Source organism: Bacillus sp. PAMC26543 (genome assembly GCF_014250375.1).
In the GTDB taxonomy this organism is placed as follows: Bacteria; Bacillota; Bacilli; order Bacillales; family Bacillaceae; genus Bacillus; species Bacillus halotolerans.
The window spans coordinates 2,512,646-2,539,266 of sequence record NZ_CP060193.1 but is presented as its reverse complement, the minus strand read 5'-3'; the positions used below and the strand labels follow the sequence as shown (position 1 = coordinate 2,539,266).

The 26,621-nt window shown below is 45.8% G+C and carries 26 protein-coding genes, 2 riboswitches and 1 other annotated feature; all 26 genes read left to right on the top strand.

Annotated elements, in window-relative coordinates; genetic code table 11:
• Nucleotides 1-7: 7 nt before the first annotated feature.
• Nucleotides 8-110, top strand: a riboswitch (TPP riboswitch).
• A 90-nt stretch (nucleotides 111-200) separates the two neighbouring features.
• The 26 genes from H7F27_RS12695 (at nucleotide 201) to cysC (ending at nucleotide 26,613) form a co-directional block, all read left to right on the top strand.
• Complete coding sequence (locus H7F27_RS12695) at nucleotides 201-1,481, top strand: acetylornithine deacetylase (RefSeq protein WP_185847982.1); 1,281 nt, start codon at nucleotides 201-203, stop codon at nucleotides 1,479-1,481.
• A gap of 82 nt (nucleotides 1,482-1,563) precedes the next feature.
• Nucleotides 1,564-1,809, top strand: a complete 246-nt coding sequence (locus H7F27_RS12690; protein ID WP_010334173.1) for a YlmC/YmxH family sporulation protein — start codon at nucleotides 1,564-1,566, stop codon at nucleotides 1,807-1,809.
• Nucleotides 1,810-1,970: 161 nt separating this feature from the next.
• Nucleotides 1,971-2,807: a peptidoglycan editing factor PgeF gene (gene pgeF, locus H7F27_RS12685; RefSeq protein WP_095713799.1), complete on the top strand. Its 837-nt coding sequence runs from the start codon at nucleotides 1,971-1,973 to the stop codon at nucleotides 2,805-2,807.
• A gap of 6 nt (nucleotides 2,808-2,813) precedes the next feature.
• Entirely contained in the window at nucleotides 2,814-3,506 is a 693-nt protein-coding gene (locus tag H7F27_RS12680) for a YggS family pyridoxal phosphate-dependent enzyme (RefSeq protein WP_024121332.1), read from the top strand.
• The gene (sepF, locus tag H7F27_RS12675; protein WP_024121333.1) at nucleotides 3,503-3,955 is read left to right on the top strand and encodes a cell division protein SepF; all 453 of its coding nucleotides are present in this window, start codon (nucleotides 3,503-3,505) and stop codon (nucleotides 3,953-3,955) included. Before H7F27_RS12680 ends, sepF begins: the two co-directional genes overlap by 4 nt.
• A 6-nt stretch (nucleotides 3,956-3,961) precedes the next feature.
• The gene (locus tag H7F27_RS12670) at nucleotides 3,962-4,234 is read left to right on the top strand and encodes a YggT family protein (RefSeq protein ID WP_003221463.1); all 273 of its coding nucleotides are present in this window, start codon (nucleotides 3,962-3,964) and stop codon (nucleotides 4,232-4,234) included.
• A 61-nt stretch (nucleotides 4,235-4,295) separates the two neighbouring features.
• Entirely contained in the window at nucleotides 4,296-5,069 is a 774-nt protein-coding gene (locus H7F27_RS12665; RefSeq protein ID WP_095713801.1) for a YlmH family RNA-binding protein, read from the top strand.
• Nucleotides 5,070-5,163: 94 nt separating this feature from the next.
• Nucleotides 5,164-5,658, top strand: a complete 495-nt coding sequence (divIVA, locus tag H7F27_RS12660; RefSeq protein WP_010334179.1) for a septum site-determining protein DivIVA — start codon at nucleotides 5,164-5,166, stop codon at nucleotides 5,656-5,658.
• 62 nt (nucleotides 5,659-5,720) lie between these two features.
• Nucleotides 5,721-5,948 (top strand) — a binding site (T-box leader).
• 51 nt (nucleotides 5,949-5,999) lie between these two features.
• Nucleotides 6,000-8,765 carry an isoleucine--tRNA ligase gene (ileS, locus tag H7F27_RS12655; RefSeq protein WP_095713828.1) on the top strand — a complete coding sequence of 922 codons (2,766 nt, stop codon included), beginning with the start codon at nucleotides 6,000-6,002 and terminating at the stop codon, nucleotides 8,763-8,765.
• Nucleotides 8,766-8,909: 144 nt separating this feature from the next.
• On the top strand, nucleotides 8,910-9,284 hold the full coding sequence (gene ylyA / locus H7F27_RS12650) for a sporulation-related RNA polymerase-binding protein YlyA (protein WP_024121336.1): 375 nt from the start codon (nucleotides 8,910-8,912) through the stop codon (nucleotides 9,282-9,284).
• Between the two features lie 110 nt (nucleotides 9,285-9,394).
• Nucleotides 9,395-9,859, top strand: a complete 465-nt coding sequence (gene lspA / locus H7F27_RS12645; protein WP_010334181.1) for a signal peptidase II — start codon at nucleotides 9,395-9,397, stop codon at nucleotides 9,857-9,859.
• A gap of 1 nt (nucleotide 9,860) precedes the next feature.
• Nucleotides 9,861-10,772 carry an RluA family pseudouridine synthase gene (locus H7F27_RS12640; protein WP_024121337.1) on the top strand — a complete coding sequence of 304 codons (912 nt, stop codon included), beginning with the start codon at nucleotides 9,861-9,863 and terminating at the stop codon, nucleotides 10,770-10,772.
• A 182-nt stretch (nucleotides 10,773-10,954) separates the two neighbouring features.
• Entirely contained in the window at nucleotides 10,955-11,500 is a 546-nt protein-coding gene (pyrR, locus tag H7F27_RS12635; protein ID WP_024121338.1) for a bifunctional pyrimidine operon transcriptional regulator/uracil phosphoribosyltransferase, read from the top strand.
• Between the two features lie 175 nt (nucleotides 11,501-11,675).
• Complete coding sequence (pyrP, locus tag H7F27_RS12630) at nucleotides 11,676-12,983, top strand: uracil permease PyrP (protein WP_024121339.1); 1,308 nt, start codon at nucleotides 11,676-11,678, stop codon at nucleotides 12,981-12,983.
• A 146-nt stretch (nucleotides 12,984-13,129) separates the two neighbouring features.
• Nucleotides 13,130-14,044, top strand: coding sequence for an aspartate carbamoyltransferase catalytic subunit (locus H7F27_RS12625; RefSeq protein ID WP_185847981.1), 915 nt, complete (start codon nucleotides 13,130-13,132; stop codon nucleotides 14,042-14,044).
• Nucleotides 14,028-15,314 (top strand): dihydroorotase, encoded by a 1,287-nt coding sequence (locus H7F27_RS12620; protein ID WP_095713803.1) that lies wholly within the window; start codon nucleotides 14,028-14,030, stop codon nucleotides 15,312-15,314. Before H7F27_RS12625 ends, H7F27_RS12620 begins: the two co-directional genes overlap by 17 nt.
• Nucleotides 15,311-16,405 (top strand): carbamoyl phosphate synthase small subunit, encoded by a 1,095-nt coding sequence (locus tag H7F27_RS12615; RefSeq protein ID WP_024121341.1) that lies wholly within the window; start codon nucleotides 15,311-15,313, stop codon nucleotides 16,403-16,405. The genes H7F27_RS12620 and H7F27_RS12615 overlap by 4 nt, the downstream gene beginning before the upstream one ends.
• Nucleotides 16,390-19,605, top strand: a complete 3,216-nt coding sequence (gene carB, locus H7F27_RS12610) for a carbamoyl-phosphate synthase (glutamine-hydrolyzing) large subunit (RefSeq protein WP_185847980.1) — start codon at nucleotides 16,390-16,392, stop codon at nucleotides 19,603-19,605. Before H7F27_RS12615 ends, carB begins: the two co-directional genes overlap by 16 nt.
• Nucleotides 19,602-20,372 carry a dihydroorotate oxidase B electron transfer subunit gene (gene pyrK / locus H7F27_RS12605; protein WP_024121343.1) on the top strand — a complete coding sequence of 257 codons (771 nt, stop codon included), beginning with the start codon at nucleotides 19,602-19,604 and terminating at the stop codon, nucleotides 20,370-20,372. The genes carB and pyrK overlap by 4 nt, the downstream gene beginning before the upstream one ends.
• Nucleotides 20,372-21,307 carry a dihydroorotate dehydrogenase gene (locus H7F27_RS12600; protein ID WP_095713805.1) on the top strand — a complete coding sequence of 312 codons (936 nt, stop codon included), beginning with the start codon at nucleotides 20,372-20,374 and terminating at the stop codon, nucleotides 21,305-21,307. Before pyrK ends, H7F27_RS12600 begins: the two co-directional genes overlap by 1 nt.
• Nucleotides 21,276-21,995, top strand: a complete 720-nt coding sequence (gene pyrF / locus H7F27_RS12595) for an orotidine-5'-phosphate decarboxylase (protein WP_095713806.1) — start codon at nucleotides 21,276-21,278, stop codon at nucleotides 21,993-21,995. Before H7F27_RS12600 ends, pyrF begins: the two co-directional genes overlap by 32 nt.
• On the top strand, nucleotides 21,992-22,624 hold the full coding sequence (pyrE, locus tag H7F27_RS12590; protein WP_303621304.1) for an orotate phosphoribosyltransferase: 633 nt from the start codon (nucleotides 21,992-21,994) through the stop codon (nucleotides 22,622-22,624). Before pyrF ends, pyrE begins: the two co-directional genes overlap by 4 nt.
• A 144-nt stretch (nucleotides 22,625-22,768) precedes the next feature.
• Nucleotides 22,769-22,874, top strand: a riboswitch (SAM riboswitch).
• A gap of 158 nt (nucleotides 22,875-23,032) precedes the next feature.
• The gene (locus H7F27_RS12585; protein WP_024121347.1) at nucleotides 23,033-23,734 is read left to right on the top strand and encodes a phosphoadenylyl-sulfate reductase; all 702 of its coding nucleotides are present in this window, start codon (nucleotides 23,033-23,035) and stop codon (nucleotides 23,732-23,734) included.
• 11 nt (nucleotides 23,735-23,745) lie between these two features.
• A complete protein-coding gene (gene cysP / locus H7F27_RS12580) occupies nucleotides 23,746-24,810 on the top strand; it encodes a sulfate permease (RefSeq protein WP_024121348.1) in 1,065 nt (354 codons plus the stop codon).
• 48 nt (nucleotides 24,811-24,858) lie between these two features.
• Nucleotides 24,859-26,007, top strand: a complete 1,149-nt coding sequence (sat, locus tag H7F27_RS12575; RefSeq protein WP_024121349.1) for a sulfate adenylyltransferase — start codon at nucleotides 24,859-24,861, stop codon at nucleotides 26,005-26,007.
• A gap of 12 nt (nucleotides 26,008-26,019) precedes the next feature.
• Nucleotides 26,020-26,613, top strand: coding sequence for an adenylyl-sulfate kinase (gene cysC, locus H7F27_RS12570; RefSeq protein ID WP_010334195.1), 594 nt, complete (start codon nucleotides 26,020-26,022; stop codon nucleotides 26,611-26,613).
• The last annotated feature ends 8 nt before the right edge of the window (nucleotides 26,614-26,621 follow it).

The following is a 26,621-nucleotide window of genomic DNA, read 5'->3' as shown; positions in this document are numbered from 1 at the left end:
AACATACGATTCATCCTGGGGGTGCTTTCGAAGCTGAGAGAGACGCTGGTCTCAACCCTTATTGACCTGATCTGGATCATACCAGCGGAGGGAAGCGGTGAAAAAAGCGGAGAATGCAGCAGCTTGCACTCTGCTTTCTTTATTAAGCCGTTTCATGAATATGAAACGGCTTTTTTCTATTAAAAATAGGAGCGGATAACATGATTGATCAAGTAGAATCTTTACTGAAAAGTGCTGAAGAACAAAAGGACGAGCTCATTGAGCTTGCGAAAACGCTGATTTCTTTTAAAACACCGGCGCCGCCTGCGAGAAATACAGACAGCATCCAAACATGGATTGCACAGTTTTTGCTTGAACGGGGATTTTCTATCGACAAATGGGACGTTTATCCAGGAGATCCCAATGTTGTGGGTGTTTTAAAAGGAACAAATTCAGCCGCCTATCAAAGTTTAATCATCAATGGGCATGTCGATGTGGCAGAGGTAAAAGAGGGCGAGGACTGGGTGCATGACCCATTTTGTCCCAGTGAGAAAAACGGTTTCTTAATCGGCCGGGGCGCTTCAGATATGAAAGGCGGAATGGCCTGTGTGCTGTTTGCTTTAAAGCTGATTCGTGAAGCGGGCGTTGAGCTCCCGGGCGATTTGATTCTGCAATCGGTCATCGGGGAGGAAGTCGGAGAGGCCGGCACGCTTGAATGCTGCAAAAAGGGCTATCACGCAGACTTTGCAGTTGTGGCGGATACGAGCGATATGCATATTCAAGGTCAAGGCGGAGTGATTACAGGCTGGATCGAAATGAAAAGCAGTCAAACGTTTCACGATGGAACAAGACGGAATATGATCCACGCTGGCGGAGGAACCTTCGGGGCGAGCGCAATCGAAAAAATGGCAAAAATCATTTCTGGACTCGGTGAGCTGGAGCGACATTGGGCCATTATGAAACGTTATCCCGGCTTTGCCCCCGGTACAAACACAATTAATCCCGCTGTTATAGAAGGAGGCAGACATGCGGCCTTTATAGCGGATGAGTGCCGATTATGGATTACCGTCCATTTTTATCCCAATGAAACGCATGAAGAAGTGGCTGCTGAAATAGAAGATTACATCAACAGGCTGAGTGACAGTGATATTTGGCTGAGGGAAAACCGTCCTGTCTTCAAATGGGGAGGCTCTTCAATGATTGAAGAAAGAGGAGAAATTTTTCCGGCCTTGGAAGTTGATCCGGCTCATCCCGGCGTTTTAGCCCTTACGGCGTCACACGAGGAGATCAAACGGGAACGCCCGGTCATTGACGTATCTCAAACCGTAACCGATGGGGGATGGCTTTATCATGCCGGTATTCCAAGCGTAATATACGGACCGGGCGATTTATATAATGCTCATGCCGTTAATGAAGAGGTATCGATTGAGCAGCTCGTAAATTATACGAAAATCATGCTCACGTTCATCATAAGATGGTGCAGCCGCAAAAAAGAACAATGATCATGAAAATTTCTCCTTGCTGACAAGGTTCAGCCCGCCCGTTCATATACTAGAAAAAAGGACCGAAAAAGGACGTGATGGGATGATCAGCATTTCAGAATTTCAAGTAAAGGATGTCGTCAATGTCTCTAACGGAAAAAAATTAGGGAGCATCGGTGATATTGATATCAATGTCACCACAGGAAAAATTCAGGCGATTATACTAGGGGGAAATGGAAAAGTTCTCGGTTTTTTTGGAAAGGAAGAGGAAATGGTCATTCCTTGGCGAAATATAGTTAAAATCGGAGAAGATGTCATTTTAGTCCGATTAAGTGAATCCCACGCTTAACCTGCTTTTTTGCCGCTGATTGTCAAATGCCGGAAGTCTGAACTCTTCCGGCACATTTCATTTATGAAATATGTAAATCGGCGCTAAACGAATGCAGAAAGATGTGGTAAAATAAGTGGGAAATTACGCCTTATAAATGTTTGTCGAAAGGTTGGATCATCATGAATACATATCACCCATTCAGTCTCACCACCCCCTCGACACTCATGATACAAGACTGGAAACAAACGAATCAAAACGATGCAGAAGTCATTGCCGGATTTACTACGAAAAACGGCGGTGTCAGTCAAAAACCTTTTGAGTCGTTAAATACAGGATTGCACGTTCATGACAAAGATGCAGATGTGGTTAAAAATCGTGAATATATAGCCGATATGTTTAATATTGATTTGCAGTCTTGGGTATTTGCTGACCAGACACACGACAATCGCGTCCAAAAAGTGACGCAGAGGGATAGGGGAAAAGGCGCCCGTGAGTATCACTCAGCTTTTAAAGCAACAGACGGGCTCTATACAAATGATAAAAATGTATTTTTGGCATTATGCTTTGCTGATTGTGTGCCCCTATTCTTTTTCGATCCGGTGAAATCGCTTGTCGGGATCGCTCATGCCGGATGGAAAGGCACGGTCAAACAGATTGGCAGAGAAATGGTGAAGCAATGGACCGAACAGGAGGGCTCGAAGCTTTCTGATATATACGCTGTTGTCGGACCGTCTATCTGCGGTGCGTGCTATACGGTAGATGACCGTGTGATGAATGCTGTCCGCGCATTGCCGTTTTCAGCAGATCGCGCCGTGAATCAGACGGGGCAGGGGCAGTATCAGCTTGACCTGAAAGAGCTGAACCGACTCATACTGATTGACAGCGGTTTGGCAAATGAGCAGATTTCTGTCAGCGGTTTATGTACGGAAAGTGAGCCGTCACTTTTCTTTTCCCATCGGCGAGATCAGGGGAAAACAGGACGGATGATGTCCTTTATCGGAATGAAGGAGGCATAAAAGATCTTGCGTGTTGTTGATCATTTACGACATATAAACGAACGAATAAACGAAGCATGTAACAGATCGGGCCGCAGATCCGATGAAGTTACGGTTATTGCAGTCACAAAATATGTGTCGCCTGAAAGAGCACAGGAGGCGGTCGATGCGGGCATCACGTGCCTCGGAGAGAACCGGGACGCCGAACTGCTTCGCAAACAGGAAATCATTAAAGGAAATCCGGAATGGCATTTTATCGGCAGCCTTCAATCAAGAAAAGTAAAAGCTGTCGTCAATTCTGTTTCCTATATTCATTCCCTGGACCGGCTTTCATTAGCGAAAGAAATTGAAAAACGGGCTGAAGGTGCTGTCCAATGCTTTGTGCAGGTCAATACCTCGCTTGAGCCCTCTAAACACGGCATGAATAAAGAAGAAGTGATACCATTCATACAGGAGCTTTCCGGCTTTGACAACATTGTTGTGGCCGGACTGATGACAATGGCTCCACTGACTGATGACCAAGATGAGATTAGAAGCTGTTTCCGAACGCTTAGAGAACTTCGTGATCAGGTTCAAGAGCTGAAACAGCCGAACGCTCCATGTACAGAACTGTCGATGGGCATGTCAAATGATTTTGAAATCGCGATTGAAGAAGGGGCTACTTATATTAGAATCGGCTCATCGTTAGTCGGAAATGAAACAGGGGGTGTACAGCAATGAGTATGAAAAATAAACTGAAAAACTTTTTCTCAATGGATGAAGAAGAATACGAATACGAATATATTGAAACTGAGCGGGATTCTCATGAAGAACAGGAACAAAAAGAAAAACCTGCTTATAATGCTGGTAAACCAGCAGCCAAACAGAATGTAGTAAGCTTGCAAAGTGTTCAGAAATCCTCTAAAGTGGTGTTGAGTGAGCCGCGCGTTTATGCGGAGGCGCAGGAAATAGCCGACCATCTGAAGAACAGGCGGGCAGTTGTCGTCAATCTTCAGCGGATACAGCATGACCAGGCGAAACGGATTGTTGACTTTTTAAGCGGCACCGTTTATGCCATTGGCGGCGATATCCAAAGAATCGGTTCAGATATTTTCCTATGCACGCCTGACAACGTAGATGTTTCAGGCACAATTTCTGAGCTCATATCTGAAGACGATCAGAGGTGGTAAAGCGAGATGATCCTTTATCAAGTTTTTTCGGTTTTAAGCTTATTAATTACAATATACTCATTTGCCCTGATCATATATATTTTTATGTCATGGGTGCCGAGTACGAGGGAAACAGCAGTCGGACGGTTTTTAGCGTCGATCTGTGAACCATACCTCGAGCCATTCAGAAAAATCATCCCTCCAATTGCAATGCTGGATATCTCGCCAATCGTGGCCATTCTGGTGCTGCGGTTTGCAACAACCGGCTTGTGGGGGCTTTATCGCATGATTGCGTTTTAAGGTGACAGTTTGATAGGGGGCTTGGCAGCAGCCAAGCCTCTTTACATAGAAGGGAAAGACGATGAGCGATATTTATCAGCACTTCAGAAAAGAAGAGCGTGCCTTTATCGATCAGGCGCTCGAATGGAAAAGAATTGTCCAGGAGCAGTACCGGATGAAGCTGACCGACTTTTTAGATCCCCGGGAGCAGGTCATTCTCGCTGCGGTCACGGGACAGGCAGATGTAGGACTGGCTTTTTCCGGCGGCTATGACAGAGCGGAGCGAAAACGGGCCATTTTATATCCTGAGTACATTACGCCGGAAGAATCGGATTTTGAGCTTCAGGCGTTTGACGTTCGCTATGCTGAAAAATTTGTGACGGTTGATCACCGGTCTCTCCTTGGTTCGTTAATGGGAATCGGTCTGAAGCGGCAAAAGTTTGGCGATTTAGTGTTTTCAGAGACGGCGGTGCAAATCATTGTCTCAGCTGATACAGCCGATTTTGTTGCGGCTCAGCTTACCCAAGCCGGAAAAGCTGCAGTCAAGCTTGAGAAAATTGACTTGTCAGACCTTGAAATTCCTGCACGAGATGTCGAAATAAGAGATGACACCGTTTCTTCTTTAAGGCTTGACGCGGTCTGCGCCTCTATGAGCAGGCAATCACGCCAGAAATCACAAACGCTGGTGAAAAACGGTCTCGTAAAAGTGAACTGGAAGGTTGTTGAAGACCCTTCTTACCAGGTTGCTGAAGGGGATATGCTCTCTATCAGGGGCTTTGGCCGCTGCAGCCTGACAAAAATCGAAGGGAAAACCAAAAAAGACAAGTGGAGAGTCACGTTTGAACGACAAAAATAGTCGGTTTTTCAGTTTTTTTCTCCATCTGTGCGAAATTTGTTTTATAATGTGAACTAGATAACCGTACTGAAATGTAAAAAATGGAGGTGGCATCATGCCATTAACGCCGAATGATATTCACAACAAGACGTTTACAAAAAGTTTTCGCGGATATGATGAAGACGAGGTAAATGAATTTCTGAGTCAAGTCAGAAAAGATTACGAAATTGTTCTCCGTAAAAAAACAGAGCTTGAAGCGAAAGTCAATGAGCTCGATGAAAGAATCGGACACTTTGCCAACATTGAAGAAACGCTGAATAAATCCATTCTGGTTGCCCAAGAAGCAGCTGAGGACGTAAAGCGCAATTCTCAAAAGGAAGCAAAGCTGATTGTTCGGGAAGCGGAGAAAAACGCTGATCGCATCATCAACGAATCTTTATCGAAATCAAGAAAAATCGCAATGGAAATCGAAGAGCTGAAAAAACAGTCTAAAGTGTTCAGAACACGTTTCCAAATGCTGATTGAAGCGCAGCTTGATCTTCTGAAAAATGATGATTGGGATCATTTGCTTGAGTATGAAGTCGACGCTGTGTTTGAGGAAAAGGAATAAATTCTCTGATTACCTTGACATTTTCTTAGCTTGTCGAATATAATACGTTCATAAATTCAGATGAAAAGACGATTGAAAGGGACAGTCATGTTTCCATCATGCCTTCATAGCGACCCGGAGATGGTGAAAGTCCGGGATGGCCGGAATCATGTAGATCAGCCCTTAAGTTTCCTTTCTGAACTCACAGTAGGTTAGGACGTTCATCACGTTACGATGCTCGAGAGGAAAAAGCGTAAGCCTGGCTTTTTCTAAAAGGGTGGTACCGCGAGATAAGCTTTCTCGTCCCTTATGGGATGAGAGGGCTTTTTTTATTTTCTGAAAAAATTGGTGGAGGAATGAAAATGGATTACAAAGACACGCTCTTAATGCCGAAAACAGATTTTCCGATGCGAGGCAACTTGCCAAACCGTGAGCCTGACATGCAAAAGAAATGGGAGGAGCAGGATATCTACAGTCTAGTACAGGAACGGACGAAAGACCGCCCTAAATTTGTTTTACATGACGGACCTCCGTACGCAAACGGCGATATCCACATGGGCCACGCGCTTAACAAAATTTTAAAGGACTTCATCGTCCGCTACAAATCAATGAGCGGGTACAACGCACCGTATGTACCGGGCTGGGATACACACGGGTTGCCGATTGAAACAGCTCTTACAAAAAACAAAAAAGTGAACCGCAAAGAAATGTCAGTAGCTGAATTCCGCAAGCTATGCGAAGAATATGCATGGAAGCAAATTGAGGGTCAGCGTGAGCAATTCAAGCGTCTTGGAGTCCGCGGCGACTGGGAAAATCCATATGTGACACTGAAACCGGAATATGAAGCGCAGCAAATCCGCGTTTTCGGTGAAATGGCAAAACGAGGCTATATTTATAAAGGCCTTAAACCGGTTAACTGGTCACCTTCAAGTGAGTCTGCTTTAGCTGAAGCGGAAATCGAATATCAAGACAAACGCTCAGCATCTATTTACGTTGCTTTTGGCGTAAAAGACGGAAAAGGCGTGCTTGAAAATGGCGAGCGCATCATCATTTGGACAACAACGCCTTGGACGATTCCTGCAAACCTCGGCATTTCAGTTCATCCTGATCTGGAATACAGCGTGATTGCAGTCGGTGATGACCGCTTTGTTGTCGCAAGTGCACTGGTTGAAGCTGTAGCTTCTGCATGCGGCTTTGAGCAGTATGAAGTGACAAGAACGATCAAAGGGAAAGATCTCGAAAATATTATCGCTGAACATCCGCTATACGGCAGAGATTCACTCGTTATGCTTGGCGATCACGTGACAACTGACGCCGGAACAGGCTGTGTTCATACAGCACCGGGACATGGGGAAGATGACTTTATCATTGGCCAAAAATACGGCTTAGACGTCCTTTGTCCGGTTGATGAAAAAGGTGTGATGACAAGCGAAGCTCCTGGCTTTGAAGGTATGTTCTATGATGATGCAAACAAAGTGATCACACAGCAGCTCGAAGAAAAAGGCGCGCTCGTGAAGCTTGAATTCATTACACACTCCTATCCGCACGATTGGAGAACAAAGAAACCAACCATTTTCAGAGCAACTGCGCAATGGTTTGCGTCTATTAAAGATTTCAGATCAGACCTGCTGGATGCCATTAAAGAAACCAAATGGGTTCCTGAATGGGGCGAGCAGCGTTTGCACAACATGGTTCGTGACCGCGGAGACTGGTGTATTTCCAGACAGCGTGCATGGGGTGTGCCGATTCCGGTATTTTATGCTGAAAACGGCGAGCCAATCATCACAGATGAAACGATTGAGCACGTTTCAGAATTGTTTAGAAAACATGGCTCAAACATTTGGTTTGAAAAAGAAGCGAAGGATCTTCTTCCGGAAGGCTTTACGCATCCTGGAAGCCCGAACGGCACTTTTACAAAAGAACAGGACATCATGGATGTTTGGTTTGATTCTGGTTCTTCCCACCAAGCGGTGCTTGAAGAACGCGAGGATCTCGTTCGGCCGGCTGATTTATACCTTGAAGGCTCTGACCAATACCGGGGCTGGTTTAACTCATCTCTATCAACAGCAGTAGCCGTAACAGGAAAAGCGCCATATAAAGGTGTGCTCAGCCATGGGTTTGCACTGGATGGAGAAGGACGCAAAATGAGTAAATCCATCGGTAACGTCGTCGTTCCAGCAAAAGTCATGAAACAGCTTGGCGCCGACATTTTGAGATTATGGGTGTCTTCTGTTGACTACCAGGCGGATGTTCGCGTGTCTGATGCGATTCTGAAGCAGGTTGCTGAAGTATACCGTAAAATCCGCAACACGTTCCGTTTCCTTCACGGCAACCTGTTCGATTTTGATCCAAAAACAAATGCGGTGGCTGTTGAAGATCTTCGTGAAGTCGATCAGTACATGCTGGTTAAGCTAAACAAACTGATTGATAAAGTGAAAAAAGCGTACGACGAGTACGAGTTTGCGGTTGTGTATCACAGCATCCATAATTTCTGTACAATTGAATTAAGCTCATTCTATCTGGATTTCGCTAAGGATATTGTATACATTGAGCACGCGGATCATCCGGATAGACGCAGCATGCAGACTGTATTCTATGAAACGCTGCTTGCGTTAGTGAAGCTTACAGCACCGATACTGCCTCATACCGCTGACGAATTATGGTCTCACTTAACATTTGTTGACGAGCAGAGCGTTCAGCTGACAGACATGCCGGAAACGATTGCGGTTCCAAACAGCGAAGCGACAGAAGATAAGTTTGACCGTTTTATGTCTCTTCGTGATGATGTGCTAAAAGCGTTAGAAACAGCGCGAAATGAAAAAATCATTGGTAAATCATTGGAAGCAAGCCTGAAATTGTATCCGAATAAAGAAAACAAAGAGCTATTAGCTTCTATTAAAGAAAATCTTTCTCAGCTGTTTATTGTTTCTGAATTAACCATCAGCGAAGAAAATGAAGCGCCAAACGATGCGCAAAGCTTTGAGACAGGGAAAATCGCTGTCGAGAAAGCTGAAGGCGAAATGTGTGAGAGATCCCGTGTGATTTCTAAAGATGTAGGTGCGAACCCGAAATATCCTACATTGTCACTGCGCAACGCTGAAATCGTTGAAAAGTATTATCAGAACTAATGAAAAGAGCCCGGCGCAAAAGCCGGGCCTTTTTTTGTGCCAAGAGTGACATCGTTTAGAATGGCAGGAAAAATCTTATGGGCTTTAGATCATCATTCACAGGTAACAATATAGGTATTACGTTAAGAGCAGGAGTTGTGATGAATGAATGATCAACTGACCGCAATTTATACGGAACTTCTTCTGATGAAAGAAGAATTACAGTCGAGATTATTTGAGTATTCTTGCTTTCAGGTTTCAACAAGCCCGCAAGCAGCAATCAATCATAAACAAAAAGCAACTCTGATCTATCATATTAAAGAAGAGCTTCAAGACGTTCTTCTCGCATTGTCGAAAATTGAGGACGGCACATTCGGATACTGTGAAGAAACTGGAGCTCCCATTCCTCTTTCAAAGCTGGCTGTGCTGCCGACAGCGCGGACAGCAAATGATTTTCTGTATTCAGTCCAATTTGAAAAAAAAACACTTCCTCTGTGGAAATCAACTGATATTGAATATGATCAGGCGCTGTATGAATAACAGCGCCTCTCCGATTAAGTCTGTATAGAGGCTGATATTTCTTTACTCCAGTGCTTTTTATTGATAAAATGCATAATGGACTAAAGTAACCGTATAATGGAGGAACGTTTGTGCTGTATTACGTTATCGCACTACTTATTATCGCAGCTGATCAACTGACAAAATGGCTTGTCGTCAAGAACATGGAACTTGGACAAAGCATACCGATCATTGATCAGGTATTCTATATCACCTCCCATCGCAATACGGGTGCGGCGTGGGGGATATTAGCCGGTCAGATGTGGTTTTTCTACCTCATCACAACTGCAGTCATTATTGGTATTGTTTATTACATACAGCGTTATACGAAAGGGCAAAAGCTTCTTGGTGTTTCCCTTGGACTCATGCTTGGCGGCGCCATCGGCAATTTTATCGATCGGGCTGTCAGACAGGAAGTGGTGGATTTTATCCATGTCATTATCGTCAATTACAATTACCCGATTTTTAATATCGCGGACTCTTCATTATGTGTCGGCGTAATGCTTTTATTTATACAAATGCTGTTGGACAGCGGGAAAAAGAAGAAGGAGCAATAGCATGAATCAATTTGACATAACCGCTTCAGAAGAACAAAAAAGTGAGCGGATTGATAAATTTCTGGCATCGACTGAAAATGGTTGGTCGAGAACCCAGGTGCAGTTATGGGTGAAGGACGGACAAGTTGTCGTGAACGGAAGCCCTGTAAAATCGAATTATAAAATTCAGCCGGGGGATCAGGTGACTGTCACTGTGCCTGAGCCTGAAGCGCTCGACGTGCTGGCAGAACCTATGGATCTGGATATTTACTATGAAGATCAGGATGTGCTGGTCGTCAATAAACCTCGCGGAATGGTTGTGCACCCAGCTCCCGGGCATCTTACGGGTACACTTGTAAACGGCCTTATGGCTCATTGTACGGACCTATCCGGAATAAATGGCGTGATGCGTCCGGGGATCGTACACAGAATCGATAAGGACACGTCTGGCTTATTAATGGTGGCGAAGAATGATATGGCGCACGAGTCACTTGTAAACCAATTGGTCAACAAAACGGTTACGCGGAAATATACGGCAGTTGTCCATGGGCTTATTTCTCACGATGACGGTACAATTGATGCGCCGATCGGGCGGGATAAGAAAGATCGGCAAAGCATGACTGTAACACGTGATGGAAAAAACGCCGTCACTCATTTTCATGTTCTTGACCGCTTCCAGGAATTTACGCTTGTGGAATGCCAGCTTGAAACAGGAAGAACGCACCAAATCCGTGTGCATATGAAGTATATCGGATTCCCGTTAGCAGGAGATCCGAAATACGGGCCGAGAAAAACGATCGATTTTAACGGACAGGCGCTTCATGCCGGAATTTTAGGTTTTCAGCATCCGCGCACTGACGAATATATCGAATTTGAGGCACCGCTTCCTGATGATATGTCTGCTTTAATCGAAAATCTGAGAAAAACCCGTTGACAGGACATCTCTTTTCTGAAATAATAAACGAAGCTGAATAGATTCTTTAAAACAGTCCAGAGAGGCTGAGAAGGATAACGGATTGACGGGATACGTGTATATGCACGCATCTTGTCCTAAAACCCCTCTCTGCCAATGGCAAGAGGGGTTTTTCTTCTAAATGAACTGTGAGGTGTCACATAATGAATCAAAAAGCTGTCATTCTCGACGAACAGGCAATCAGACGTGCGCTGACCAGAATTGCTCATGAAATGATTGAACGCAATAAAGGGATGAACAACTGCATCCTTGTCGGTATCAAGACAAGAGGTATTTACTTGGCAAAACGCCTCGCCGAACGGATAGAACAGATTGAAGGGAATCCTGTAACGGTTGGAGAAATTGATATCACCCTTTACAGAGACGATCTATCCAAAAAAACGAGCAATGAAGAACCGCTCGTGAAAGGTGCAGATATACCGGTAGACATCACAGATCAAAAAGTAATTGTCGTAGATGATGTTCTTTACACAGGAAGAACGGTCAGAGCCGCAATGGACGCCCTTGTCGATGTAGGCAGACCTTCCTCAATTCAACTGGCTGTGCTTGTTGACAGAGGACACAGAGAACTGCCGATCCGAGCAGATTACATCGGGAAAAACATCCCGACTTCAAAAGCTGAAAAGGTTATGGTTCAGCTTGATGAGGTTGACAAAAACGATCTCGTCGCCATTTATGAAAATGAATAATGTATCACCTTTTTAAACGCAATCCAGAGAGGTTGCAAAGAGGTGCACAGCGAAGCCCCGAAAGTATGCGGCCGGTCTTTGTATGCCTCTTTGCGTAAAAACAGCAAAGAGGTTTTTTTATACAGTTATTAAGTCATCCTAATATGAAAAGTCATCAATCAGGGGGAAAATCATCATGAGTAAGAAAAAAGTTAATTTAGGAGTCAGGGAAATCCCGAAACCTTTCTCTTGGGTTTCGTTCAGCCTGCAGCATTTATTTGCGATGTTTGGCTCAACGATTTTGGTTCCGAAGCTGGTCGGAATGAGTCCTGCTGTTGCATTGGTGACGAGCGGTATCGGAACACTTGCTTACCTTCTGATCACGAAAGGACAAATACCAGCGTATCTCGGTTCATCCTTTGCCTTTATTTCTCCGATCATCTTGGTAAAAGCGACCGGCGGACCCGGAGCGGCAATGGTTGGTGCGTTTCTGGCAGGGCTTGTGTACGGGCTGATTGCCTTGCTGATCAGACAGCTCGGAACAGGCTGGCTGATGAAGCTTCTCCCGCCTGTTGTCGTAGGTCCGGTTATTATCGTCATTGGACTGGGTCTGGCCGGCACAGCGGTAAATATGGCCATGTATGCTGATCCGAATGCCAGTGAGCTGGTTTACAGCTTAAAACATTTCAGTGTTGCAGGTGTCACTTTAGCGATCACGATCATTTGCGCGATTTTCTTGCGGGGCTTCTTAAGCTTAATCCCGGTCTTGATCGGAATCATCGGCGGATACTTGTTTGCCTTGACTCAAGGAATTGTCAACTTCCAGCCGGTGCTTGACGCGAAATGGTTTGCAGTCCCTGAATTTATCATCCCGTTTAAAGATTATACGCCGTCAGTGACACTTGGCATCGCCGCAGCAATGGTCCCTGTCGCATTTGTTACCATGTCAGAGCATATCGGCCACCAGATGGTGCTGAGCAAAGTTGTAGGACAAGACTTCATTAAGAAACCGGGTCTCCATCGCTCAATAATGGGCGACAGCGCGGCTACAATCCTTGCTTCCTTGATTGGCGGCCCGCCTACAACAACTTATGGAGAAAACATTGGTGTACTGGCCATTACGAGAGTGTTCAGCGTCTTTGTTATCGGAGGCGCGGCAGTGATTGCCCTTTGCTTCGGCTTCATCGGCAAAATATCTGCGCTTATCAGTTCAGTCCCGTCAGCGGTTATGGGAGGCGTTTCCTTCCTGCTGTTCGGCATCATCGCTTCAAGCGGCTTGAGAATGCTGATTGACAACAAAATTGATTATGAAAATAACAGAAACCTCATCATCACATCAGTCATCCTTGTAATCGGCGTAGGCGGCGCATTTATTCAGGTGTCTGAAGGAGGATTCCAAGTGTCAGGCATGGCGCTTGCTGCAATTGTAGGTGTCATCTTAAACCTGATTCTTCCGCAAGCGAAGGAAGAGCAGGCAGACACATCCGAACAACATCATATTTAAACCTTTTAATGAAAGTCCAGAGAGGCTTGGAAGGGTTATAAAGAGAAGAAAGCTTCACGCTGCTCCTCTATTTAACCGTACCCCGAGTCTATCCAAGACCGGGGTTTTTTCAGCCTTAAACAAGTTGAATTGAGAGGAGAAAGAAAATGAAGCATTTAACGACGATGAGTGAACTCAGCACTGGGGAAATCAAAGATTTGCTTCAAACTGCGCAAGACCTCAAAAACGGAAAAACAGACCATCAGCTGACAGGTAAATTTGCAGCGAATCTGTTTTTTGAACCAAGCACCAGAACACGATTCAGCTTTGAGGTAGCTGAAAAGAAACTGGGCATGAATGTCCTGAATCTCGACGGAACAAGCACCAGCGTACAAAAAGGCGAAACCTTATATGACACAATTCGAACGCTCGAATCAATCGGTGTTGACGTGTGTGTCATCAGACACAGTGAGGATGAGTACTACAAAGAGCTTGTCGGACATGTAAATATCCCGATTCTGAATGCGGGAGACGGGTGCGGCCAGCATCCCACACAATCATTGCTTGATTTAATGACAATCAATGAAGAATTCAATACGTTCAAAGGCCTTACCGTCTCCATTCACGGCGACATTAAGCACAGCAGAGTCGCGAGGTCTAATGCTGAAGTGTTGACAAGACTCGGTGCCCGCGTTCTGTTTTCCGGTCCGCCGGAATGGCAGGATGAAGAAAATACGTTTGGCGCGTATGTCTCAATAGATGAAGCAGTAGAGACTTCGGATGTTGTCATGCTGCTGCGTATTCAAAATGAAAGACATCAGTCAGCTGTCAGCCAGGAAGGCTATTTAAATGAATTCGGCTTGACTGTAGAACGGGCTGAACGTATGAAGCAGCATGCGATTATTATGCACCCGGCGCCTGTGAACAGAGGAGTGGAGATTGATCACAGCTTAGTAGAAAGCCGAAAATCAAGAATCTTCAAACAAATGCAAAATGGCGTATTTATCAGAATGGCAGTGTTACAGCGAGCCTTACAAACCAATGCGAAAAGAGGAGAAGCAGCGTATGTCATATCTCATTAAAAACGGCTGGATACTTAACGAAAATGGTGAAAAAACAGAACAGGATATTCGAGTGACAGGAGAGGTCATCTCCGAAATCGGCAAGCTTGATGCAGCAGATGGAGAAACGGTTATTGACGCGAAAGGATTGCTCGTTTCACCGGGTTTTGTTGACCTCCATGTACACTTTAGAGAGCCTGGCGGAGAGAAAAAAGAAACCATTGAAACCGGCGCAAAAGCAGCGGCGCGCGGCGGTTATACAACAGTAGCAGCCATGCCGAATACACGGCCGGTTCCTGATACGAAGGAGCAGATGGAATGGGTGCAAAGCCGCATTAAAGAAACATCATGCGTCAGAGTCCTTCCTTATGCATCTATTACGATCAGACAAATTGGCGATGAGATGACAAACTTTGAAGCATTAAAAGAAGCTGGGGCATTTGCATTTACAGATGACGGCGTCGGTATACAGACAGCAGGAATGATGTATGAGGCAATGAAACGCGCAGCCGCGATTGACAAAGCGATTGTCGCACATTGCGAGGATAACTCCTTAATTTACGGAGGCAGCGTCCATGAGGGGACGTTTTCAAAAGCGAACGGGCTTAACGGCATTCCTTCTGTGTGTGAATCGGTTCATATTGCCCGTGACGTGTTACTGGCTGAGGCGGCAAACTGCCATTACCATGTATGCCATATCAGCACGAAAGAATCTGTGAGAGTCGTGCGTGATGCGAAAAAAGCGGGAATTCGGGTCACAGCAGAAGTTTCACCTCACCATTTACTGCTTTGTGATAAAGACATTCCCGGGCTGGATACAAACTATAAAATGAACCCGCCGCTGCGCGGTGCGGAAGATAGAGAAGCGCTGATTGAAGGACTTTTAGACGGAACGATCGACTTTATAGCAACCGACCATGCGCCGCATACAGAAGAAGAGAAAAACACAGAAATGAAGCTGGCGCCGTTCGGAATTGTCGGTTTGGAAACAGCGTTCCCGCTTCTTTACACACATTTTGTTAAAAACGGCAGCTGGACGCTGAAACAGCTGATTGATTATATGACAATCAAGCCTTGCGAAGCGTTTGGTCTCCCATATGGAACACTGAAAACGGGACAAGCAGCTGACATCACGTTAATCGACCTGGAAAGAGAAGCAGTGATAGACAAAGAAACATTCTTATCTAAAGGTAAAAACACACCATTTAACGGCCTTAACTGCAGCGGCTGGCCAGTCGCTACAATTGCAGCAGGAACGCTTGCTTATGAAGAAGGGAGACTTGTGAAATGAAAAGACGATTAGTACTGGAAAACGGAGCGGTATTTGAGGGGAAAGCCTTCGGGAGCTTGGAGCACAGCATGGGAGAAGTCGTTTTCAATACCGGTATGACTGGTTATCAGGAAATTTTGTCAGACCCTTCTTATTGCGGGCAGATCGTTACGTTAACATATCCGCTTATCGGAAATTACGGGATTAACCGTGATGACTTTGAATCCATTACGCCTTTTGTTAAAGGATTGGTTGTAAAAGAATTATGTGAACTGCCTTCCAACTGGCGTTCAGCTTACACATTGGATGAGTATTTAAAAATGAAAAACATTCCGGGACTGCAAGGAATTGATACGAGAAAGCTGACGAGAATGATCCGCACGGCAGGCGCGCTAAAAGGAACGTTTGCCTCACCTGATGAAGATATCGAAGCAGTACTGAAAAGACTGAACGAAACTGAACTGCCGAGAAATCAAGTATCCCAAGTGTCAGCCAAAACAGCATATCCTAGTCCGGGAAGAGGCAAACGCATTGTTTTGGTGGACTTTGGCATGAAGCACGGCATTTTAAGAGAGCTGAACAAACGGAAATGTGACGTCATTGTTGTGCCTTACAATGTAACAGCAGAAGAAGTCCTTCAGCTGAAGCCAGACGGCATCATGCTTTCTAACGGGCCTGGCGACCCGAAAGATGTGCCTGAAGCAATTGAAATGATAAAAGGTGTTCTTGGAAAAGTGCCATTATTCGGAATTTGCCTCGGCCACCAGTTATTTGCGCTGGCGTGCGGAGCCGATACTGAAAAAATGAAATTCGGTCACAGGGGCTCTAACCATCCGGTAAAAGAGCTTGCAACCGGAAAAGTTGCCTTAACATCCCAAAACCATGGATATACAGTTTCATCTATAAATGAAACAGAGCTTGAAGTCACACACATCGCGATAAACGACGATACGATTGAAGGGCTGAAACACAAAACACTGCCGGCATTTACGGTTCAATATCATCCGGAAGCATCACCCGGTCCTGAGGACGCTAATCATCTATTTGACAGATTTATCGAAATGATCGAAACAACAGAGAAAGAAGGGGAAGCGGTATGCCAAAACGCGTAGACATTAACAAAATTTTAGTAATCGGGTCAGGACCAATCATCATCGGCCAAGCAGCTGAATTTGATTATGCGGGAACGCAAGCCTGCCTTGCATTAAAAGAAGAAGGCTATGAGGTCATTCTTGTCAATTCAAACCCTGCAACGATCATGACCGATACAGAAATGGCTGACCGGGTTTACATCGAACCGCTGACATCTGAATTTCTGACGCGGATCATCAGAAAAGAGCGTCCTGACGCCATTCTTCCTACACTCGGCGGTCAAACCGGCTTGAATCTTGCGGTTGAGCTTTCTGAGCGAGGTGTGCTGGAGGAGTGCGGCGTTGAGGTGCTCGGCACAAAGCTGTCTGCAATCCAGCAGGCTGAAGACCGCGACTTGTTCAGAACATTAATGAATGAACTAAATGAACCGGTGCCTGAAAGTGAGATTATCCACTCCCTGGAAGAAGCAGAAAACTTCGTCAGCCAAATTGGATTCCCTGTCATTGTCCGCCCGGCATATACATTAGGCGGAACAGGCGGCGGCATCTGCTCGAATGAAACCGAACTGAAAGAAATTGTTGAGAACGGATTAAAATTAAGCCCGGTTCACCAATGTTTGCTTGAAAAAAGCATTGCCGGCTACAAAGAAATCGAATACGAAGTCATGAGAGACAGCCAAGATCATGCGATTGTCGTTTGTAATATGGAGAACATTGATCCGGTCGGAATCCATACAGGAGACAGTATTGTCGTCGCACCGAGCCAAACGCTCAGCGACCGGGAATATCAGCTCCTGCGGAATGTATCTTTAAAACTGATCCGTGCGCTTGGAATTGAAGGCGGATGTAACGTACAGCTCGCTTTAGATCCAGACAGCTTCCAATACTACATCATTGAAGTGAACCCGCGTGTCAGTCGTTCATCTGCCCTTGCATCAAAAGCGACAGGCTATCCGATCGCAAAACTCGCAGCTAAAATCGCCGTCGGCCTTTCATTAGACGAAATGATGAATCCGGTGACTGGAAAGACATACGCAGCGTTTGAACCAGCGCTGGACTATGTCGTATCTAAAATACCGCGCTGGCCATTTGATAAGTTTGAATCAGCAAACAGAAGGCTCGGCACTCAGATGAAAGCGACGGGAGAGGTAATGGCGATTGGCCGCACGCTTGAAGAATCGCTGCTGAAAGCTGTGCGTTCACTGGAAGCTGATGTGTATCATCTTGAATTAAAAGATGCCGCTGATATTTCAGATGAGCTTCTCGAGAAGCGGATTAAAAAAGCCGGAGACGAGCGTTTATTCTACCTGGCTGAAGCGTACAGAAGGGGCTACACAGTTGAGCAGCTTCATGAATTCTCTGCCATCGACCTCTTTTTCCTGCATAAGCTGTTCGGAATCGTTCAGTTTGAAAAAGAGCTGAAAGCAAATGCGGGCGATACAGATGTGCTGAGACAGGCAAAAGAACTCGGATTTTCTGATAAGTACATCAGCCGCGAGTGGAAAATGAAAGAATCTGAGCTTTACAGCATGAGAAAACAAGCGGGAATCGCACCGGTATTTAAAATGGTGGATACGTGCGCGGCGGAATTCGAATCAGAAACGCCATACTTCTACAGCACATATGAAGAAGAAAATGAATCTGTTGTTACAGATAAGAAAAGCGTGATCGTACTTGGCTCCGGCCCGATTCGAATCGGCCAAGGGGTTGAATTTGACTACGCTACGGTTCACTCCGTGTGGGCAATTAAACAAGCAGGCTATGAGGCAATTATCGTCAATAATAACCCGGAAACCGTGTCGACCGATTTCAGTATCTCAGACAAGCTGTACTTTGAACCGCTTACGATCGAAGATGTCATGCATATCATTGACCTCGAACAGCCGATGGGCGTTGTCGTGCAATTTGGCGGACAAACTGCAATCAACCTTGCTGACGAACTTTCTGCACGCGGAGTCAAAATCCTTGGAACGTCATTAGAAGATTTAGACCGTGCGGAAGACCGGGATAAGTTTGAACAGGCGCTGGAAGAACTTCAAGTGCCGCAGCCGCTTGGCAAAACTGCGACATCGGTTGATCAGGCGGTAAACATCGCAAGCAACATCGGCTATCCGGTACTGGTGCGCCCTTCATATGTGCTTGGCGGACGGGCGATGGAAATTGTCTATCATGAGGAAGAGCTGCTCCATTACATGAAAAACGCAGTCAAAATCAATCCGCAGCATCCAGTCTTAATTGACAGATATCTGACTGGGAAAGAAATCGAAGTGGATGCGGTGTCTGACGGCGAAACCGTTGTCATTCCGGGAATCATGGAGCACATTGAGCGTGCGGGCGTGCACTCCGGAGACTCCATCGCGGTCTATCCGCCGCAGTCTCTGACGGAAGACATTAAGAAAAAAATTGAACAATATACAATCGCACTTGCGAAAGGGCTGAACATTGTCGGCTTGCTCAACATTCAATTCGTCCTGTCACAAGGTGAGGTATACGTGCTTGAAGTCAATCCGAGATCAAGCAGAACGGTGCCGTTCTTAAGCAAGATCACGGGCATCCCGATGGCGAACCTCGCGACAAAAGTCATTCTGGGGCAAAAGCTGGCCGAGTTTGGCTACAATGAAGGCCTGCAGCCTGAACAGCAGGGAGTATTTGTAAAAGCGCCGGTCTTCTCCTTCGCGAAGCTGAGAAGAGTGGACATTACGTTAGGGCCTGAAATGAAATCAACAGGAGAGGTCATGGGCAAAGATTCCACTCTTGAAAAGGCCCTCTATAAAGCGCTGATAGCTTCAGGAATTCAAATTCCTAACTACGGTTCCGTGCTTTTAACAGTGGCTGATAAGGACAAAGAAGAAGGGCTTGCCATCGCTAAACGATTCCATGCAATCGGGTATAACATTTTAGCGACCGAAGGAACGGCGGGGTATCTCAAGGAGGCGTCAATTCCAGCGAAGGTCGTCGGAAAAATCGGCCAGGACGGCCCGAACTTGCTTGATGTGATCAGAAACGGAGAAGCCCAGTTTGTCATCAATACGCTGACAAAAGGAAAGCAGCCGGCAAGAGACGGATTTAGAATCAGACGTGAATCAGTAGAAAATGGTGTTGCCTGCTTAACATCTTTAGATACGGCAGAAGCCATTTTGCGGGTGCTGGAAAGCATGACGTTCCGTGCCGATCAAATGCCGGCAATCAACACAAATCAGGAGGCGGCAATCACTATATGAAAAAAGCGTATTTGACGGTGTGTGCTAACCAGCAAATTGCAGACCGGGTGTATCAAATGGTTCTAAAAGGGGAGCTTGTCCAAGGGTTTACTGTCCCGGGACAGTTCCTTCACCTGAAAGTGAGCGAAGCGGTTACGCCTCTTTTGCGAAGACCAATCAGCATTGCTGATGTTAACTTTGAAAAAAATGAAGTCACCATGATTTATCGAGTAGATGGGGAAGGAACAAGACTCTTGTCGCTGAAGCAGAAGGGAGATCTCGTAGATGTCCTCGGGCCTTTGGGCAATGGCTTTCCAGTAGATGAAGTCCAACCCGGAAAGACGGCTTTGCTGGTAGGAGGCGGTGTAGGAGTCCCGCCTCTCCAAGAACTGTCGAAACGTTTAAAGGAAAAAGGCGTAAAGGTCATACACGTTTTAGGATTCCAATCGGCAAAGGATGTTTTTTACGAAAAAGAATGCCGACAGTACGGCGACACATATGTAGCAACAGCTGACGGAAGCTACGGGGAAACCGGGTTTGTCACAGATGTCATCAAACAAAAAAATCTTGAATTTGACATTCTCCTCAGCTGCGGGCCGACACCGATGCTAAAGGCGCTCAAACAAGAATACGCCCACAAAGAGGTTTACATTTCCATGGAAGAACGAATGGGCTGCGGTATTGGTGCATGCTTCGCCTGTGTGTGCCATACAAACGAAAGTGAGACATCCTATGTAAAGGTATGTCTTGACGGACCTGTATTTAAAGCTCAGGAGGTGGCGCTGTAATGCTAGAGGTGAAATTGCCGGGTCTGGATTTGAAAAATCCGATCATTCCCGCATCAGGCTGCTTCGGTTTTGGAAAAGAGTTTGCGCGTTTTTATGATTTGTCTTGTCTCGGAGCAATCATGATCAAAGCTACGACAAAGGAGCCCCGCTTCGGGAATCCGACGCCTAGGGTAGCTGAGACTGGCGCTGGTATGCTCAATGCGATCGGTCTGCAAAATCCAGGGCTGGAAAGCGTCTTAGAAAATGAGCTGCCATGGCTTGAGCAATTTGAAACGCCTATTATTGCCAATGTCGCCGGTTCACAGGTCGAGGATTATGTTGAAGTAGCAGAACTTATCAGCAAAGCGCCTAATGTCCATGCGCTTGAATTGAACATTTCCTGTCCGAACGTCAAAACAGGCGGAATTGCTTTTGGCACAAATCCTGCCATGGCTGCTGATTTGACGAAGGCTGTTAAAAAAGTGTCAGATGTGCCTGTATATGTGAAGCTTTCTCCGAATGTGGCAAACATCACAGAAATTGCGGTAGCGATCGAAGAATCGGGTGCGGATGGTCTAACGATGATCAACACATTAATCGGCATGAGGCTCGATTTAAAATCAGGAAAGCCAATATTAGCCAATAAAACTGGAGGGCTTTCGGGTCCTGCTGTAAAGCCTGTTGCCATCCGCATGGTGTATGAGGTCAGCCAGGCTGTCAGCATTCCGATTATCGGGATGGGAGGCGTTCAGACGGCCGAAGACGCATTGGAATTTCTTCTGGCTGGAGCAAGTGCGGTTGCTGTCGGAACAGCAAACTTCGTGAATCCTTTCGCATGCCCTGACATCATTGAGCAGCTCCCAGCTGTTTTACGCCAATACGGCTATGAATCTGTTGAAGAATGCATCGGAAGGAGCTGGAAGCATGAAAAACAACCTGCCCATCATCGCGCTTGATTTTGCATCAGCTGAAGAAACACTGTCGTTTTTAGCGCCTTTTCACAAGGAACCGTTATTTGTGAAGGTTGGAATGGAGCTTTTTTATCAAGAAGGCCCGGCTATAATTGCACAATTAAAAGAAAGAAACTGTGAGATCTTTTTAGATTTAAAGCTACATGACATTCCGACCACGGTGAATAAAGCAATGAAGCGGCTTGCCTGCCTTGGAGTCGATCTCGTCAATGTTCACGCAGCCGGAGGCAAAAAAATGATGGAAGCAGCCTTGGAAGGCTTAGAGGAAGGCACGCCGGCAGGAAAACAACGTCCGTCACTTATTGCGGTAACCCAGCTGACAAGCACATCTGAACAAATGGTGAAGGATGAGCTGCTGATCAGAAAGCCTCTCATCGACACGGTTGTACACTACAGCAAACTGGCGGAGAATAGCGGACTTGATGGAGTGGTGTGCTCTGTTCATGAAGCGAAAGCCATTTACGAAGCAGTGTCGCCGTCGTTTTTGACGGTGACCCCGGGTATCCGTACGTCAGCAGACACTGCGAATGATCAAGTCCGCGTTGCAACGCCTTCTATAGCAAGAGAAAAAGGGTCATCAGCAATTGTTGTGGGACGCTCTATTACAAAAGCTGCAAATCCGCTAAAAGCCTATGAAGCTGTCAAACTCGAATGGGAGGGAATCAAACAATGAAACAAATCATCGCAAAACATCTATTAGACATTCAAGCTGTATTTTTACGCCCGAATGAGCCGTTTACATGGGCGAGCGGCATCTTATCGCCAATTTACTGTGACAATCGCCTTACCCTTTCTTTCCCAGAGGTAAGAAATGATGTTGCTGCAGGCATCAGCAAGCTTATCCAAGAGCATTTCCCGAAAGCTGAAATGATCGCAGGAACAGCGACAGCAGGTATCCCTCATGCGGCATTGGCGGCTGACCGTTTGAACCTGCCGATGTGTTATGTGAGAAGCAAACCGAAAGCACATGGAAAAGGCAATCAAATTGAGGGTGCAGTTCAAAAAGGCCAGAAAACAGTTGTCATAGAAGATTTAATTTCCACAGGGGGCAGCGTACTCGAAGCTGCAGCAGCTCTGAAAGCCGCTGGCTGTGAAGTGCTTGGTGTGGTATCAATCTTTACGTATGGACTTCCTAAAGCGCAGGAAGCGTTTGCTGAGGCTGATCTTCCATACTACTCGTTAACTGATTATGACACACTGACAGAGGTTGCACTTGAGAATGGAAATATTCATTCAGATGACCTGAAGAAGCTGCAAACATGGAAAATGAATCCCGAGTCAAAAGATTGGTTTAAAAATTAAAAAATAAATTTCAGTATTGTGAAGGGCTTTAATGCCTTGCCATGATTGAAAACAGGCCCTTGGGTCTGTTTTTTTATTAATCCTATAAAAAAACTCGGGTTGACTTATGTTAGAATTGTGCTAAAATTTACTACAAATCTGAAAAACTTATCAAGAGCGGCTGAGGGACTGGTCCTATGAAGCCCGGCAACCTGCACAATGTGTAAGGTGCTACTTCCAGCAAAATGTATTCCATTTTGAAAGATAAGGGCTACATGCAGTTCCTGTCTTTCTTTCCGCCGGATTGAAAGTTTTTTATTTTAAGAGGGGCTGTTTACGGAGATAACAGCAGCCGCATCACATTACAATTGGGAAAGACAACCGGCAGAAAGCTACTGTTTGTTTGTCTCCGAAAGGAGGAAAGAAGAAATGTTAACGTACGATAATTGGGAAGAACCAACGATTACATTTCCGGAGGACGATCCTTATAAAGGGGCGCTGTCAGTTTTAAAATGGGCTTACGGCCATTACGGCAATCAGCTTGTTTATGCCTGCAGTTTCGGAATTGAAGGAATCGTTCTGATTGACTTAATCTATAAAGTGAAAAAAGACGCAGAGATTGTATTTCTCGATACAGGGCTTCATTTTAAAGAAACCTATGAAACGATAGAACGCGTGAAAGAGCGCTATCCCGGCCTCAATATCATCCTGAAGAAACCGAACCTTACTCTTGAGGAACAGGCGGAAGAACATGGTGATAAACTGTGGGAAAGAGAGCCGAATCAATGCTGCTATCTCAGGAAGATCGTTCCTTTAAGAGAGGCGCTTTCCGGCCACCCGGCATGGCTTTCCGGCCTGCGCCGCGACCAAGGGCCAAGCCGTGCCAATACGAATTTCTTAAACAAAGATGAGAAATTCAAATCAGTAAAAGTTTGCCCGCTTATCCATTGGACTTGGAAAGACATTTGGAGATACACCTCTCGGAATGAGCTGGACTACAATCCGCTCCACGATCAAGGGTATCCAAGTATCGGCTGCGCGCCTTGTACGTCACCTGCATTTACCGCAGAGGACTTGCGCTCAGGCAGATGGAACGGTATGGCGAAAACAGAATGCGGACTGCATGAATAAGGAGCTGTAAAATGGAATTAGCCGCTATTTTATTTAGCTTGTTTTTCGCAGTGAATATTGGCGCAAGCGGCGCTGCAGCTTCAATGGGAGTTGCTTACGGCTCTGGGGCCGTCAAAAAGAAAACCTACGCTTTGATCATATGTGCCGTTGGTGTTCTGGCCGGGGCTGTCATTGGCGGGGGCGAAGTTGTGAAAACCATCAGCTCTGGGATTATCCCGGAACAGACGATCACGCTGACGATTGTTTGCATCATTATCGGGGCTGCTGCACTGTCGCTTTTTACAGCTAATCTGCTCGGCATTCCTTTATCGACAAGTGAAGTCACGGTCGGGGCGGTTGTCGGTGTGGGCGTTGCGTACAAAGTATTGTTTGTAAACAATCTTCTGATTATTGTTTCATTTTGGATTTTCGTTCCGCTGTTCGCTTTTGGTTTTACATTTTTTGTAGCAAAGCTGTTTCGTTATTTTAAAATCGAAATTACGTCTTCCCGTAAACAAAACATCCTTGGCATCCTTTTGCTATGCGCTGGTTTTTTTGAAGCATTTTCTGCGGGCATGAACAATGTAGCGAATGCTGTTGGACCGTTAGTGGCTGCCGGCGTACTGGATGTAGCGAAAGGAACCCTGTATGGGGGAGTTTTTGTAGCCCTGGGCGCACTGATATTAGGCCGCAGGGTGTTAGAAACAAACGGGAAGAAAATCACGCGGTTTTCAAAAGGGGAAGGCATTCTCCTATCCGGAACAGGAGCAGGGCTGGTGATCATCAGTTCTATATTTGGAATGCCGGTGCCCTTGGCGCAAGTAACGTCATCGTCTATTATCGGAATAGGCATGGCGAAAAACGGACCAAACGTATTTCATAAACAGGTCGTTCAAACGATGCTGAAAGTATGGATCGTGTCGCCGTTTTTATCTTTATCCATCTCCTATCTGCTTGTATCTATGTTTTTAAAGGCGGATTATTATTCAATCTTTATCATGGTAAGTGTGCTTTTAGCGGCAGGCGGTGCCGTCAGCCTGACAAAAGCCATTCGTAAAGAGAGACGCTCTGTCCACGATCAAGGCGGGGGAATCTAACTATTAATCTGAGTTATTTTATCTGTTAACTAGGAGGAAATGAATATTATGAGCTTAGCACCACATGGAGGAAAACTGGTAAACCGAGTAAATGAGTCATATGAGGTAAGCGGCATTCAGAAAGAAATTGAACTTGATTTGATTTCTTTTGCCGACCTGGAATTGATCGGAATCGGCGGATACAGCCCGATCGAAGGCTTCTTAAATGAGAAAGATTACGTATCTGTTGTTGAAAACATGCGTCTTGCTTCTGGTGTTGTATGGTCTATTCCGATCACGCTGCCGGTAGATGCACAAAAAGCAGCCGAACTGTCAGTCGGCGAAACAGTAAAATTAACGTATGACGGAGAAACATACGGCGTTATCCAAATCGAAGACTTATACGTGCCTGACAAACAAAAAGAAGCTGTTAACGTGTATAAAACGGATGATCAGGCTCATCCAGGGGTAAAAAAGCTGTTCAGCCGCGGTGATACATATGTCGGCGGTCCGATCACACTGATTAAAAAAGCTTCCAAACAATTCCCTGAGTTTACATTTGAACCGACGGAAACAAGACGCCAGTTTGCAGAAAAAGGCTGGGAAACAATTGTCGGTTTCCAAACGAGAAATCCTGTTCACAGAGCACATGAATATATTCAAAAAACGGCTCTTGAGACAGTGGACGGTTTGTTTTTAAATCCGCTTGTCGGCGAAACAAAATCTGATGACATCCCCGCTGATGTCCGGATGGAAAGCTATCAAGTGCTTCTTGACAACTATTACCCGAAAGACCGTGTCTTCCTTGGCGTTTTCTTGGCTGCAATGCGTTATGCCGGTCCGAGAGAAGCGATTTTCCATGCGCTTGTCAGAAAAAACTACGGCTGCACGCATTTCATTGTCGGCCGCGATCACGCCGGTGTCGGTGACTATTACGGCACGTACGAAGCCCAGGAGCTGTTTGACACATTTAAACCTGAAGAACTCGGCATTACACCGCTGAAATTCGAGCACAGCTTCTTCTGCGAAAAATGCGGAAATATGGGAACGGCAAAAACATGCCCGCACGGCAGAGAGCACCACGTGATTTTATCAGGCACCAAGGTAAGAGGGATGCTGAGAGACGGTGTACTGCCGCCTGCAGAATTCAGCCGCGCAGAAGTTGTAGAGGTGTTAATCAAAGGCATGAAGAAAAAAGAAGAAGCAGGCGTTTCTTAAGGGGGACTGGCAGTGACAAATCGCGATATCGTATGGCATGAAGCCTCTATTACAAAAGAAGAGTATCAGCAAAAAAACAAGCATAAAAGCTCCATTCTCTGGCTGACGGGCTTAAGCGGATCAGGCAAATCCACCATTGCCAATGCTGCTGCGAGAGAACTTTTTGAGCAAGGCTACCAAGTTATTGTGCTGGATGGTGACAACATTCGCCACGGTTTAAATAAAGATCTCGGTTTTTCTGATGAAGACCGAAAAGAAAACATCCGCCGAATCGGAGAGGTAGCGAAACTTTTTGTGCAGCAGGGCACCATTGTCATTACTGCTTTTATCTCTCCTTTCCGTGAGGACAGAGACCAGGTTCGCCAGCTTGTGGAAGCAGGCGAATTTAACGAAGTTTATATTAAATGCGACCTCGATATTTGTGAACAAAGAGATCCAAAAGGGCTCTACAAAAAAGCAAGAAACGGAGAAATTCCGTTCTTCACAGGCATTGATTCTCCATATGAAGAGCCGGAAGCTCCTGAGCTCGTCCTTGACTCAGGACAATATGATCGTGAAGAGTGCAAAAATCAGCTGATCGAGTTTGTAAAGCAGCAACTGAGCTAAACGCCGCT

Coding starts and splice junctions, on each gene's coding strand:
- carB (WP_185847980.1), top strand. CDS start 16,390: ATGCCAAAACGCGTAGACATTAACAAAATTTTAGTAATCGGGTCAGGA.
- pyrP (WP_024121339.1), top strand. CDS start 11,676: ATGAGTAAGAAAAAAGTTAATTTAGGAGTCAGGGAAATCCCGAAACCT.
- sat (WP_024121349.1), top strand. CDS start 24,859: ATGAGCTTAGCACCACATGGAGGAAAACTGGTAAACCGAGTAAATGAG.
- H7F27_RS12695 (WP_185847982.1), top strand. CDS start 201: ATGATTGATCAAGTAGAATCTTTACTGAAAAGTGCTGAAGAACAAAAG.
- H7F27_RS12615 (WP_024121341.1), top strand. CDS start 15,311: ATGAAAAGACGATTAGTACTGGAAAACGGAGCGGTATTTGAGGGGAAA.
- H7F27_RS12670 (WP_003221463.1), top strand. CDS start 3,962: ATGATCCTTTATCAAGTTTTTTCGGTTTTAAGCTTATTAATTACAATA.
- pyrR (WP_024121338.1), top strand. CDS start 10,955: ATGAATCAAAAAGCTGTCATTCTCGACGAACAGGCAATCAGACGTGCG.
- H7F27_RS12625 (WP_185847981.1), top strand. CDS start 13,130: ATGAAGCATTTAACGACGATGAGTGAACTCAGCACTGGGGAAATCAAA.
- pgeF (WP_095713799.1), top strand. CDS start 1,971: ATGAATACATATCACCCATTCAGTCTCACCACCCCCTCGACACTCATG.
- ylyA (WP_024121336.1), top strand. CDS start 8,910: ATGAATGATCAACTGACCGCAATTTATACGGAACTTCTTCTGATGAAA.
- H7F27_RS12585 (WP_024121347.1), top strand. CDS start 23,033: ATGTTAACGTACGATAATTGGGAAGAACCAACGATTACATTTCCGGAG.
- H7F27_RS12690 (WP_010334173.1), top strand. CDS start 1,564: ATGATCAGCATTTCAGAATTTCAAGTAAAGGATGTCGTCAATGTCTCT.
- H7F27_RS12600 (WP_095713805.1), top strand. CDS start 20,372: ATGCTAGAGGTGAAATTGCCGGGTCTGGATTTGAAAAATCCGATCATT.
- H7F27_RS12620 (WP_095713803.1), top strand. CDS start 14,028: ATGTCATATCTCATTAAAAACGGCTGGATACTTAACGAAAATGGTGAA.
- pyrF (WP_095713806.1), top strand. CDS start 21,276: ATGAAAAACAACCTGCCCATCATCGCGCTTGATTTTGCATCAGCTGAA.
- H7F27_RS12665 (WP_095713801.1), top strand. CDS start 4,296: ATGAGCGATATTTATCAGCACTTCAGAAAAGAAGAGCGTGCCTTTATC.
- cysP (WP_024121348.1), top strand. CDS start 23,746: ATGGAATTAGCCGCTATTTTATTTAGCTTGTTTTTCGCAGTGAATATT.
- pyrE (WP_303621304.1), top strand. CDS start 21,992: ATGAAACAAATCATCGCAAAACATCTATTAGACATTCAAGCTGTATTT.
- H7F27_RS12640 (WP_024121337.1), top strand. CDS start 9,861: ATGAATCAATTTGACATAACCGCTTCAGAAGAACAAAAAAGTGAGCGG.
- ileS (WP_095713828.1), top strand. CDS start 6,000: ATGGATTACAAAGACACGCTCTTAATGCCGAAAACAGATTTTCCGATG.
- divIVA (WP_010334179.1), top strand. CDS start 5,164: ATGCCATTAACGCCGAATGATATTCACAACAAGACGTTTACAAAAAGT.
- sepF (WP_024121333.1), top strand. CDS start 3,503: ATGAGTATGAAAAATAAACTGAAAAACTTTTTCTCAATGGATGAAGAA.
- pyrK (WP_024121343.1), top strand. CDS start 19,602: ATGAAAAAAGCGTATTTGACGGTGTGTGCTAACCAGCAAATTGCAGAC.